The sequence below is a fragment of the Nonomuraea sp. NPDC052116 genome (assembly GCF_040680035.1).
Lineage (GTDB): Bacteria > Actinomycetota > Actinomycetes > Streptosporangiales > Streptosporangiaceae > Nonomuraea > Nonomuraea angiospora_A.
On sequence record NZ_JBFAWA010000034.1, the window covers coordinates 25,303 to 37,013 of the forward strand.

Sequence of the window (11,711 nt, forward strand, 5' to 3'; positions counted from 1 at the left end):
AATGAGACCGTCGATGAGAAATCAATGAGCAGTCATGACGACCCTGACCACCGACACCTGTAAATCCCGCCATAAGATGCAGAGTCGTTTACTTCTGGTTTTCATCCCCTTATCCGCCCTGCACAGAGGCCAGATCCGGGTGCGACGGCCCGAATTCGGCCGCTCATTTCACGGTTTTCTTCCGTACGTTCGAGAAAACCGCCGTTACGCCGTTCCATGACGGGGGATGAAGGACTCGTGACGGATGGCGGGCGACACGAAGGGCCGAATCTCTCGACACCGGCGTTCGTCGCCGGGCTCGTCGTCATCACCGCCGTGGTGGCCGCGCTCGACACCCTCTCGGGCACGGCGGTGCGGCTGTTCCCGCTGCTGATCTTCCTCCCGGCGATCGTGGCCGGGCTGGGCACCGTGCGGCAGACGATCGTCGCGTCGCTGTGGGTGGTCCTGGCGGCGGCGGGGGTCACCACATACCTGGGCGGCGAACTGGACGACAACCTGCTGGCCGCCGGGTTCACGGCCGTGTTCGGCGCGCTGAGCGTCTTCGGCTGCGCCTACCGGGTGCGGCGCGAGGAGGAGGTGCACCGGCTGCGCTCGGCGGCGGCCGCCCTCCAGCGGCTGATCGTGCGCCCGCTGCCGCTGCGCACCGCCGACGTCGTCATCGACGGCCTCTACCAGCCGGTGGAGGAGGACACGATGGTGGGCGGCGACATGTACGAGGTCGCCGTCTCCCACCACGGCACCCGGGTGCTCATCGCCGACGTGCAGGGCAAGGGGCTGCCCGCCATCGGGACCGCGCTGGCCGTGCTGGGCTCGTTCAGGGAGGCGGCCTACCGGGAGGAGACGCTGGCCGGGGTCGTCGAGGCGATGGAGAACGCCGTGGCCAGGCAGAACACCTTCGCCGCCACCACCGGGGAGCCCGAGCGCCTGGTCACCGCCCTGGTGCTGGACATCAGCCGACAGCTGGACGTCGAGGCGGTCAACTGCGGGCACATCGCCCCGTACATGATCCACCGCGGTGACGCGCGGCAGGTCAACCTCGGGGAGCCGTCCGTGCCGCTCGGCGTGGGCACGCTCGCCCCCGGGCCGCGCGGCGGCGCGCGGTTCGCGTTCCCGCCCGGCGCGTCGCTGGTGCTGTGCACCGACGGCGTCACCGAGGCCCGCAACCCCCGCGGCGCCTTCTACCCGCTGGAGGAGCGCCTGGAGGGCTGGGCCCCCGACCCTCCCGACCGGCTCGCCCAGGCGCTCGGCGAGGACCTCCGCGCGTTCACCAGGACCGCGCCGCGCGACGACATCGCGATCCTCACGCTACGCCGGTCCGAGTCCTGACCTGCCGGGAACGGGCTCGCGCACCGTCATGAACCGGTCGCTCCACCCACGCGTACCTACACACATCGGACATGTCCATGGAGGTGTCGTGGAGCTCAGCCTCTTGCGGGCACAGGCTCACAGCCCGTCGTATTTTTCGTTGATGCGCGCCTCGTCAGGAGAGCGCGCACCGGTTGACTTCTGCATCCCGTGCAATCCATATTTCCCGACCCCGGAGATCTTCGAGCATCTCGGGAGAAACCTGGAGACGATTCTCAAGTTCTATCCGAGCGACGCGGGCACGATCACCGCGGAGCTCTGCGCCACGCTCGGGCTCCACCCGAAGACGGTCGCCATGGGCAACGGGTCGACCGAGTTGATCACCTGGATCGATCACCTGCTGGTGCGCGAGAGCCTCGCGGTGCCCATCCCGACTTTCGGGCGCTGGACCGACCAGCCGCTGGAGACGGGCAAGCGGGTGGACATGTACCCGCTGCTGGAGAGCCGCAACTTCACCCTCGACGTGCAGGACTACGTCTCGTTCATCCGCATGCGCGGCTCCCGGGTCGCGGTGATCTGCAACCCGAACAACCCCGACGGCGGCTACCTGCCCAAGCACGAGGTCCTGCAGCTGCTGGACGAGCTCATCGACCTCGACCTGGTGATCGTGGACGAGTCGTTCGGCGACTTCGTGGACTGCGAGCCGGACGCGGGGCTGGCGGCGGAGGCGGCGGTCCGGCCGAACGTGATCGTGCTGCGCAGCCTGGGCAAGAACTTCGGCCTGCACGGCATCCGGTTCGGCTACATGGTCGCCAACCCGGCGCTGGCCGGGCGGGTGCGCGACGCGCTGCCCAAGTGGAACCTCAACTCGTTCGCCGAGGTCATCGTGTTCATGATGCGGCAGTTCATGGGTGAGTACCACAACAGCCTCAGGCTGGTGGGCGCGGACAGGCGGGCCATGTTCCAGCAGCTCAGCACCATGCCGGGGCTGTCGGTGTTCGCATCGCAGGGCAACTTCCTGCTGATCAAGCTGCCGCCCGGCTACGACGGGGTGGGACTGCGCGACCACCTGCTCTCCGAGCACGGCGTGTACGTGCGCGAGTGCGGCAACAAGCTGGGCACGACCAGCCAGTTCATCCGCCTGGTCGTGCGGCCGCAGGACGACGTGCGTCGGCTGCTCATCGGCATGACGCAGTTCCTGTACTCCGGCAGCCTGCACGAGATCCCCGTCATCGGGGTCCACCACCGGCACGTCAACCCGCTGTCGGCCTGAGATTCCGCCCGGGCCCCGGCAGCGCTCCGCCGGGGCCCGGGCGGGCCCCGCTACTGCCGGTGGAGCCGGTAGCGCTTGGGCAGCTTGAACCCGCGCTCGGCCATGATCTGCCGCAGCCGGTCGGGGTAGTCGGTGATGATGCCGTCCACGCCGTCGTCGATGAGCTTGTTCAGCGTCGGCCCGTCGTCGATCGTCCACGGGATCACCTTGAGGCCGAGGGCGTGCGCCTGGTCGACCATGTCCTTGGTGACGTACGCCTGGTAGCCGGGGTCGGTCACCTTGCCGTTCTGCGGGAACCCGTGCACCGGCGAGAACGCGTCCGCCCCGAACGACTTGACCGCCTTGAGCGGGTCGCCGCCGAAGTCGTCGATGTCGATGCCGCCCAGCCAGGGCGAGGCGCCCGGCTGGCCGGTCTGCAGGAAGTCGCGGTTGGTGAGCGCGACGAGCGGCAGCCGCGGCTCCAGCTCCCGCATCCGCATCAGGGTGCCCCAGTCGAAGCTCTGGATCGTGACCTGCCGCAGCATCCCGGCCTGCCGGATCTCCTGCAGCGTCACCTGGACGAACTGCTCCCTCGGCGCCGTCTCGCTCGGCGCCCCGGCCTCCACCTTGGTCTCGACGTTGAGCTTCACGCCCCACGCCCGGTACCGGCGCACCAGGTCGAAGACCTCGCGCAGCATCGTCATGGGCGCCCCGGGCACCGCCCGCTGCCCCGGGAACTCGGCCAATGTCTGCGACCCGCAGTCCATGGTCCTGACCTGCTGGAGGGTGAGCGTGTTGATGTACTTGCCGACGTACGGGAACTCGGGGTCCCCGGGCACGGCGGGCGCCGTGTCGCGGCACTTCCTGTTGCTGATCCGCCTGTCATGCGTGACGACGGCCTGGCCGTCCTCGGTGATCTGCACGTCGAGCTCCAGCGTGCCGACGCCGAGCTCCAGCGCGTTCGCGAACCCGGGCAGGGTGCTCTCCACCACGAGCCCGAGCCCGCCCCGGTGCGCCTGGAGGTCGAACGTACGCCGCCCGTCGGCGAGCGCCGCCTCGGGCGTGGCCGTCAGGGTCACAACTGCCGCCGCGAGGACCGCGAGCCATCTCTTCTTGTTCACACGCGACAAGATCTGGCATGACGGGGACGGCCGGGCGTACGCGAGATGAGCGCGGGACGAAGCCTTCGCGATCAGGCGCCCTGCCCACGGCGGGGGCCAAGCTGCCGACGCGTGGGTCCGAACAGCCTACACTGATCGGTATGCATACTCCCGATTGATCTGGCGTCGCACGCCTCAATCCTCCGTTTCCTAGCTCGGGAGTGTTCCGCCAACATGATCATCGCCAGTGACATAGAGCTGCGCGCGGGCGCGCGGCTGCTTATCGAAAAAGCGTCGTTCCGGGTCAACCCGGGCGACAAGATCGGGCTTGTCGGGCGCAACGGCGCGGGCAAGACGACCCTCACCAAGGTGCTGGCGGGCGAGGGCCTGCCCGCCGCCGGCACCGTCACCACCAGCGGCAGCGTCGGCTACCTCCCCCAGGACCCGCGCACCGGCGACCTGGAGGTGCTCGCCCGCGACCGCATCCTGTCGGCGCGCGGCCTCGACGAGGTCATGCGCAAGCTGCGCGAGGCCGAGCGCGGCATGTCCTCCGCCGACGACCGCACCCGCGAGAAGGCCGTCAGGAAGTACGGCAGGCTCGAGGACCAGATGCACGTGCTGGGCGGATACGCGGCCGAGTCGGAGGCCGCGTCCATCGCCTCCAGCCTCGGGCTGCCCGATCGCGTGCTGTCACAGCCGTTGCAAACGCTTTCCGGCGGTCAGCGCAGGCGCGTGGAATTGGCGCGAATTCTTTTCAGCGGAGCGGAAACTCTCCTTCTCGACGAGCCGACAAACCACCTAGATGCCGACTCAATCGGGTGGCTTCGTGATTTTTTGCGTTCGCATCAAGGCGGCTTGGTGATCATCAGCCACGACGTCGGTCTTCTTGAAGCGACGGTCAACAAGGTCCTGCACCTGGACGCCAACCGCTCGGTGATCGATCACTACAACGTCGGCTGGAAGGCCTACCTCGCCCAGCGCGAGACCGACGAGAAGCGCAGGAAGCGCGAGCGCGCCAACGCCGAGAAACAAGCAGGTGCGCTGCTCGCGCAGGCCGACAAGATGCGCGCCAAGGCGACCAAGGCCAAGGCCGCGCAGGACATGATGCGGCGTGCGCACCGGTTGCTGTCGGGCACCGAGGAAGAGCGCCAAAGCGACAAGGTGGCGCGACTGCGCTTCCCCGAGCCGCAGCCGTGCGGGCGCACCCCGCTCACGGCCGAGGGGCTGTCCAAGTCGTACGGCTCGCTGGAGGTCTTCACCGACGTCAGCGTGGCCATCGACCGAGGTCACAGGGTCGTCATCCTCGGCCTGAACGGCGCCGGCAAGACCACGCTGCTGCGGATTCTCGGCAACATCGAGACTCCCGACACGGGCGAGATCCGGCCCGGCCACGGCCTCAAGGTCGGCTACTACGCCCAGGAGCACGAGACCCTCGACGCCGGCCGCACCCTGCTGGAGAACATGCAGTCGGCCGGGGGCCAGTTCACCGACACCGAGCTGCGCAAGGTGCTCGGCTCGTTCCTCTTCACGGGCGACGACGTCGACAAGCCCGCCGGGGTGCTGTCCGGCGGCGAGAAGACCCGGCTGGCGCTGGCGATCCTCGTGCTGTCGAGCGCCAATGTCCTCCTTCTCGACGAGCCCACGAACAACCTCGACCCGGTCAGTCGCGAGCAGGTTCTCAATGCTCTGAGGTCCTATTCAGGAGCAATCGTCCTAGTCACACATGACGAGGGTGCCGTTGACGCCCTGTCACCGGATAGGGTGATCTTGCTACCGGACGGAACTGAAGACGCATGGAGCGACGAATTTTCCGATCTTGTGGCACTTGCCTGATCTTAATTTGAGTGGGTACGGATCTTTTCCCGTGGAGTAGGTAGCCGATCCCGCTGAAATGACTGATCATGGCGGAGTAACGCTGCGGAAGTCCGGCACTACAGGAGGTACTCGTGGCCGAGACACTGAAGAAGGGCACCCGGGTCACCGGGGCCGACCGGGAAAAACTGGCCGGCGATCTCAAGAAGCGCTACGCCGCGGGCGAGAGCATTCGCGCCCTGGCCGCTTCGACCGGTCGGTCTTACGGGTTCATCCACCGCATCCTGAGCGAGTCCGGCGTGACTCTGCGCGGGCGCGGCGGGGCGACCCGAGGCAAGTCCAAGCGCTGACGGCCGCCTCGGAACGTGCGACCGCAGCCGCCCGTCCCTAGTCAGCCATACCGTCGCGCCCGGGCCAGAACCATGTTCTGTAGGCTCGGGCGCGACGGTCAGCACACTGGGCGCGCACTCCTTGCGCGACCAGGACTGGAGGGAGCGGGCGATGGCGGCAGCACAGGCGCGACAGCGCGGGGGGAATGCGGACGAGGTCTCCGTCACGGCGGAGCACGGAGTTCGTCTCGAGGTGGACGGTGAGATAGCGACGATCACGCTGGACCGGCCGGAAAAGCGGAACGCGCAGACGTTCGCGACATGGTCGGCGCTGGCTCGGATCGGCGAGAGCCTGCCCGAGCAGGTGCGCGTAGTCGTCGTGAAAGGTGAGGGACCGTCCTTCTCGGCAGGGATCGACCTGCGGATGTTCACACCTGAGGGGGTGCCCGGACAGGGCTCGTTCAGCTCGGCGGCCACGAGCGTCGACGCAACCTTCGAGCAGCGCATCAGCCAGGCACAGGCGGGGTTCCTGTGGCTGCGCCGCCCGGAGATCGTTTCCATCGCCGCAGTGCAGGGGTACGCGATCGGTGCGGGGTTCCAACTCGCGCTCTCCTGTGACCTGCGGATCGTGGCCGATGATGTTTCCTTCTGCATGAAAGAGCCCGCACTGGGCCTGGTGCCCGACCTGACGGGGACCAAGCCCCTGGTCGAGCTGGTGGGCCTGGCCAAGGCGATCGACATCTGCCTGACCGCCAGGACCGTGCACGCGGACGAGGCCATGCGCATCGGCCTCGCGGAGCAAGTGGTCGCTCGGGGCGACCTGGATCAAGCCGTACGAGACAAGGTCGCGGAGCTGCTGGCCGTCAACCGGGACGCGGCGATCGCGACGAAGCGACTCCTCCAGGGGGCGCAGGGCCGCTCCCTGGAGGAGCAGTGTGCGGCCGAGCGGATCGAACAGGCGGCCCGCATCAAGGCCCTCTTCGCCTGACCCATCGGACGGCCGCCCTTCGGGGGCGCGGGGCCCTCGTGGGCTCGCCCCGGACGGCCGCCCGCCACCGCTGCCCCATCCGGGCGTCCGAGGCGGACCCAGGACCGCCTCGCGTCCTCGTGCTCCCCAAAGGACGCTCGTGCTCCTCAAAGGACGGACGTGGCGACGGCGGCGAGCGCCCTGGTCACGCGGGTGGGCGGTACGTTGGAGGGGCGGCGGCGCCGGTGGGTTTCGCGCTGAGCGGACGCGGGAATCGCCGGGCGCGCCGGCGGTGCTCTCTCCCGTGGAGAAGGAGGGATCCCCCGGATGGCGATGATGGGAGGGGGTTTCGGCCCCAATGTGATGGCGTCGCTGCGGCGCGACGGCTCGGTGACCAAGCAGCGGCTGCGGCCCGGCACCGTGGGGCGCATCGCGCGCTACGCCAGGCCGTACAGGACGCACATTGCCGCGTTCCTGCTGCTCGTCGTGGCGGGCGCGGTCATCGTGATCGCCAACCCGCTGCTGATGAAGGCGATCATCGACGACGGCATCCTGGCCAGGCGGCCGGGCGTCGTGGTCGGGCTGGCGGTGACGATCGGCGCGCTGGCGCTGGTGGACGCCGGGCTGACGCTGGTGCAGCGGTGGTTCTCGGCGCGCATCGGCGAAGGGCTGATCTACGACCTGCGTACCGAGGTGTTCGACCACGTGCAGCGCATGCCGGTGGCGTTCTTCATGCGGGCCCAGACCGGCGCGCTGGTCAGCAGGCTCAACACCGACGTGATCGGCGCGCAGCGGGCGCTGACGAGCACGCTGTCGTCGGTGGTGTCCAACGTGGTCAGCCTGGTCCTGGTGCTGGGCGCGATGCTGGCGCTGTCGTGGCAGGTGACGCTGGTCGCGCTGGTGCTGCTGCCGATCTTCATCGTGCCCGCCAAGTTCGTCGGGCGGCGCATGTCGGCGCTGACGCGCGAGCAGATGCAGCTCGACGCCGAGATGAGCTCCGTGACGACCGAGCGGTTCAACGTGGCGGGCGCCATGGTGGCCAAGCTCTACGGCCGCCCGGAGGACGACGCGGAGGTGTTCGGCCGCAGGGCGGCCCGGGTGCGCGACGTGGGCGTGACGGTCGGCATGTACGGCACCGTCTTCCGGGTCGCGCTCGGGCTCGTCGCCGCGCTGGCCACCGCCCTGGTGTACGGCATCGGCGGCGTCCTGTCCGTGTCCGGCGTCTTCGAGCTGGGCACGCTGGTGGCCCTGACCGCCCTGCTGATGCGCCTGTACGGCCCCCTCACGTCCCTGTCGAACGTGCACGTCGACGTGATGACCGCGCTCGTGAGCTTCGACCGCGTCTTCGAGATCCTCGACCTCAAGCCCATGGTGGCCGAGCGGCCCGGCGCCGAGCCGATCCCCGGTGGGCCGGTCACGATCGAGTTCGACGACGTGCGCTTCCGCTACCCGGCCGCCGAGGAGGTCTCGCTGGCCTCGCTGGAGTCGGTCGCCAGGCAGGACAGCGGCCCGTCGTACCCCGTGCTCAAGGGCATCTCGTTCACGGCCGCGCCGGGCCGGCTGGTCGCCCTGGTCGGCCACTCGGGCGCGGGCAAGACGACCATCACGTCACTGGTGTCCCGCCTGTACGACGTCAACGAGGGCGCGGTCCGCATCAACGGGCTCGACGTGCGCGAAGCCACCCTCGACTCCCTGCGCGACACCGTCGGAGTGGTCATGCAGGACGCTCATCTCTTCCATGACACGATCGGGGCCAACCTCCGCTATGCCAGGCCGGAGGCGAGCGACGGGGAGATCTGGGAGGCTCTCAGGGCCGCGCAGATCGGCGACCTCGTGGAGGGCCTGCCCGAGCAGCTCGACACCGTCGTGGGCGACCGCGGCTACCGGCTGTCGGGCGGCGAGAAGCAGCGCCTCGCGCTGGCCCGGCTGCTGCTCAAGGCGCCGCGCGTGGTCGTGCTCGACGAGGCCACCGCCCACCTCGACTCGGAGTCCGAGGCGGCCGTGCAGGTGGCGCTGAAGACCGCGCTGGAGGGCCGCACCTCGCTGGTGATCGCGCACCGGCTCTCGACGATCAGGGAGGCCGACGAGATCCTGGTGATCCACGAGGGCCGCATCGCCGAGCGGGGCCGCCACGAGGAGCTGCTGGAGCGCGGCGGGCTCTACGCCGAGCTCTACCGCACCCAGTTCACCTCTGCAGGTAGCCCAGGCGGTTGAGCTCCTCCCTGGCCACCTTCTCCACCAGCTCCAGATCGGGTCCCCGGAGCTTGGCGCGCCAGGCGCCGACCCTGGGGACGCCGGTGTCGTACAGGACGACCTTGGACACCCGCGTCTCCAGGAACTCCGCGAGCGTGGCGACCGACGGCGCCGGCTTGTGCACCAGGTCCTCGTAGCGCAGCGTCAGGAGCTGCTCCTCGGGCAGCGTCCTGCGCAGTTCGGCGCTCATGCGCACGGCGCTGCGCCAGCGCAGGGCGCTCTTGCCCGCCGCCGGCATGCCCTTCCAGCGCTCGAGGTGCTCGTCCTTGTTGACGCCCAGGAACGGATTGGGGAACTCGGTCTGCTCCGTCAGCATGGCCGGCTTGAACCAGGCCAGGCACGCGGGGTCGTCGAGCATGCCGGCGACCACGTCCCTGCCGTCGCGGATGAGCTGCACGAACCGCGCGTCGGGGAACGCCTGGAGCAGCACCGGGGCGCTGTAGAGCAGGTCGGGGCTGCCGTCGCCGAACCTGGTGATGTCGCCGGCCGAGACGCAGGGACCGGTCCCTGTGACGCCGCCCGCCTCGCGGCACGACACGGCGCACTGGCCGCACGACCGGGGCAGCACCTGCCAGGACTCGGCGAGCGCGTCGCGCATGACGCGCACGGCGCCGGAGGTCTGCCCGATGGACGGCTTGCGGGCGAAGGCGTACACCACGTGCGCCACACTCGCGCGGCCCATGGTCACATGGAAGCCAGGGGATCGTTTCAGGGCGCGGGCCAGCAGGTCCGTACCGGAATGCGGCGCTCCGATCAGGAAGACCGGCCGGCGGACCTTGATGCCGTTGACCACGAGGATGTGGGGCGGAAGTCGCATACGAGAGGTAAGTGTGACACCGTTTGCCACGTGTACGAGCCAAACGAGGAGTCGATCCATGCGACCCGGTGACACCGTCGCCGTCGTCTCACCGTCGGGGCCGCCCAGCGCGGTGCTGCTGAGGCGTGGCGTGGAGCGACTGGAGGGCCTCGGGCTGAAGGTGGTGGTGGGCGCGCACGCGCTCGACCGTCAGCCGCTCGACTACCTGGCGGGCGACGACGCCGCCCGGGCCGCCGACCTGCAGTCCGCCTGGTGCGACCCGGCCGTCTCGGCGGTGTTCTGCTGCCGCGGCGGGTACGGCGCCGCCCGGCTCCTCGACCTGCTCGACTGGGACGCCATGCGGGCCGCCGGCCCCAAGGTCCTGCTGGGGTCGAGCGACATCACGGCGCTGCACAACGCGTTCGCCATCGAGCTGGGCGTGCCGACGCTGCACGGGCCGATGGCGGCCTGCGACGTGCTGGCCGCCGAGGAGGGGCCCGAGCCGCGCACGTGGGAGAGCCTGCGGGCGGCGCTGTTCGGGACACCCCAGACCGTCCGGGGCGAGCGGGCGCTGGTGCCGGGGCGGGCCGAAGGCGTGCTGGCCGGGGGCAACCTGTCCTTGCTGGCCTCGATGTGCGGGACCCGGTGGCAGCCGTCGTTCGCGGGCAGGATCGCGTTCCTGGAGGACATCGGGGAGGAGCCGTACCGGATCGACCGCATGCTCACCCAGCTCCTGCAGGCGGGGGCGTTCGACGGGGTGCGCGGGATCGCGCTCGGCTCGTGGGTCGACTGCGGCGATCCGTACGCGGTGCTCGAGGACCGGCTCGGGAGGCTCGGAGTGCCCATCCTGGCGGGACTTCCGGTGGGGCACGGGTCGCCCCAGATGAGCGTGTGGCTGGGGAGACTTGGGGTTATCGATACCGAATCGTGCTCGCTAGCGGGCATGGTCAGTGATGAGGGGCAGGCAAGGTAGGAGGGACGAATCCGACAGAAAGGGACACGGCGCGTGAGCTTGTTCAAGCGTGACCGCCGGCCCTCGCGCCGGCCGGTCGAGGATGTCGACCTGGACTCGCTGCTCTCGCTCGTCGCGGAATCCCTCGGATACTCCTTCGAGTTCGCCAAGGACGGCGGCTCCGTGACGCTCAGAGGCGACATGGAGCTGGTCGTCAGGCTCACCGGGCTGCGCCGCGAGGCGGGCCGCCGGGCCAGGGAGGACTGGCCCATGCTGGTCTCCGAGCACCTCGCGCACGCCGTGGCCACCGCGGGCGAGCGGCTGGACGTGTGCGACCTGAAGCAGGCCCGGCCGCTGCTGCGCACCCGCGTGGACGCCGTGGACGCGGTGCCCGACCTGACCCGCGTCGTGGGCCGCCACCTCAACGCCGACCTGGTGGAGCTGCTCTTCGCGGGCTCCCGGCCGGTGCGGCCCGAGCAGGCCGGGTGCTGGCCCGTGGCCGCCGGGAAGGCGCTCGACCTGGCCGTCTCCAACGTCCGCCGCGAGGAGCGGCTGGAGGTGGAGACGATCCTGCTGTCCGGCACGCCGGTGACGCGGCTGACCGCCATGACCCCGGCGGCCGCCACGCACCTGCGGTGGCTGGGCGACTACCTTCCCGTGCCCTCCGACGGGGCGCTCGTGGTGCTGCCCGACCCGTACACGCTGCTCGTGCACCCGGTGGACGGGATCGGCGTGGTACGCGCGATCGAGCGGCTGCGGGTGCACGCGGCGCGCACGGACGGGCTGAGCTCGCAGGTCTACTGGTGGCACGAGGAGCGGCTGACGCTCATCAGGGCCGACATCGTCACCCAGGAGGGGCAGACCAGGCTCGTGGTGGCGCCGCCGCCGGAGTTCGCCCGCGTCCTGGCCCGCCTGGCCGTCTGAAGGGCCTGGGGCGGGCTCCAG

10 protein-coding genes are annotated in these 11,711 nt (G+C 69.9%); 8 read left to right on the forward strand and 2 right to left on the reverse strand.

What is annotated here, in order from left to right:
* Positions 1-237: 237 nt before the first annotated feature.
* Both AB0L65_RS46460 and AB0L65_RS46465 read left to right on the forward strand, forming a co-directional pair.
* Complete coding sequence (locus AB0L65_RS46460) at positions 238-1,326, forward strand: PP2C family protein-serine/threonine phosphatase (protein WP_364260108.1); 1,089 nt, start codon at positions 238-240, stop codon at positions 1,324-1,326.
* Between the two features lie 142 nt (positions 1,327-1,468).
* Entirely contained in the window at positions 1,469-2,578 is a 1,110-nt protein-coding gene (locus AB0L65_RS46465) for a histidinol-phosphate transaminase (protein ID WP_350735174.1), read from the forward strand.
* Between the two features lie 50 nt (positions 2,579-2,628).
* On the opposite strand, the gene AB0L65_RS46470 is transcribed toward AB0L65_RS46465, so the two are convergent.
* On the reverse strand, positions 2,629-3,678 hold the full coding sequence (locus AB0L65_RS46470; RefSeq protein WP_364260111.1) for a glycerophosphodiester phosphodiesterase family protein: 1,050 nt from the start codon (positions 3,676-3,678) through the stop codon (positions 2,629-2,631).
* A 213-nt stretch (positions 3,679-3,891) separates the two neighbouring features.
* Between AB0L65_RS46470 and AB0L65_RS46475 the strand changes: the two genes are divergently transcribed.
* From AB0L65_RS46475 to AB0L65_RS46490, 4 genes are all read left to right on the forward strand, one after another.
* Positions 3,892-5,490, forward strand: a complete 1,599-nt coding sequence (locus AB0L65_RS46475) for an ABC-F family ATP-binding cassette domain-containing protein (RefSeq protein WP_364260114.1) — start codon at positions 3,892-3,894, stop codon at positions 5,488-5,490.
* Between the two features lie 113 nt (positions 5,491-5,603).
* Positions 5,604-5,819 (forward strand): helix-turn-helix domain-containing protein, encoded by a 216-nt coding sequence (locus AB0L65_RS46480; RefSeq protein ID WP_020547488.1) that lies wholly within the window; start codon positions 5,604-5,606, stop codon positions 5,817-5,819.
* A gap of 151 nt (positions 5,820-5,970) precedes the next feature.
* Positions 5,971-6,786: an enoyl-CoA hydratase/isomerase family protein gene (locus tag AB0L65_RS46485; RefSeq protein WP_364260117.1), complete on the forward strand. Its 816-nt coding sequence runs from the start codon at positions 5,971-5,973 to the stop codon at positions 6,784-6,786.
* 306 nt (positions 6,787-7,092) lie between these two features.
* Positions 7,093-8,979 carry an ABC transporter ATP-binding protein gene (locus tag AB0L65_RS46490; protein ID WP_364260120.1) on the forward strand — a complete coding sequence of 629 codons (1,887 nt, stop codon included), beginning with the start codon at positions 7,093-7,095 and terminating at the stop codon, positions 8,977-8,979.
* Here AB0L65_RS46490 and AB0L65_RS46495 read toward each other — a convergent pair.
* Complete coding sequence (locus tag AB0L65_RS46495) at positions 8,951-9,835, reverse strand: sulfotransferase (RefSeq protein WP_364260122.1); 885 nt, start codon at positions 9,833-9,835, stop codon at positions 8,951-8,953. The two genes, AB0L65_RS46490 and AB0L65_RS46495, sit on opposite strands and share 29 nt — an antisense overlap.
* A gap of 58 nt (positions 9,836-9,893) precedes the next feature.
* Here AB0L65_RS46495 and AB0L65_RS46500 point away from each other — a divergent pair, with 58 nt between their 5' ends.
* Both AB0L65_RS46500 and AB0L65_RS46505 read left to right on the forward strand, forming a co-directional pair.
* On the forward strand, positions 9,894-10,787 hold the full coding sequence (locus AB0L65_RS46500; protein WP_364260125.1) for an LD-carboxypeptidase: 894 nt from the start codon (positions 9,894-9,896) through the stop codon (positions 10,785-10,787).
* Positions 10,788-10,820: 33 nt separating this feature from the next.
* Positions 10,821-11,690 (forward strand): hypothetical protein, encoded by an 870-nt coding sequence (locus AB0L65_RS46505; RefSeq protein WP_364260128.1) that lies wholly within the window; start codon positions 10,821-10,823, stop codon positions 11,688-11,690.
* Positions 11,691-11,711 lie beyond the last annotated feature (21 nt).

Bases quoted from the DNA above. Each gene is read 5' to 3' on its own strand.
- AB0L65_RS46465 (WP_350735174.1), top strand. From the start codon at position 1,469: ATGCGCGCCTCGTCAGGAGAGCGCGCACCGGTTGACTTCTGCATCCCG.
- AB0L65_RS46475 (WP_364260114.1), top strand. From the start codon at position 3,892: ATGATCATCGCCAGTGACATAGAGCTGCGCGCGGGCGCGCGGCTGCTT.
- AB0L65_RS46485 (WP_364260117.1), top strand. From the start codon at position 5,971: ATGGCGGCAGCACAGGCGCGACAGCGCGGGGGGAATGCGGACGAGGTC.
- AB0L65_RS46490 (WP_364260120.1), top strand. From the start codon at position 7,093: ATGGCGATGATGGGAGGGGGTTTCGGCCCCAATGTGATGGCGTCGCTG.
- AB0L65_RS46495 (WP_364260122.1), bottom strand. From the start codon at position 9,835: ATGCGACTTCCGCCCCACATCCTCGTGGTCAACGGCATCAAGGTCCGC.
- AB0L65_RS46500 (WP_364260125.1), top strand. From the start codon at position 9,894: ATGCGACCCGGTGACACCGTCGCCGTCGTCTCACCGTCGGGGCCGCCC.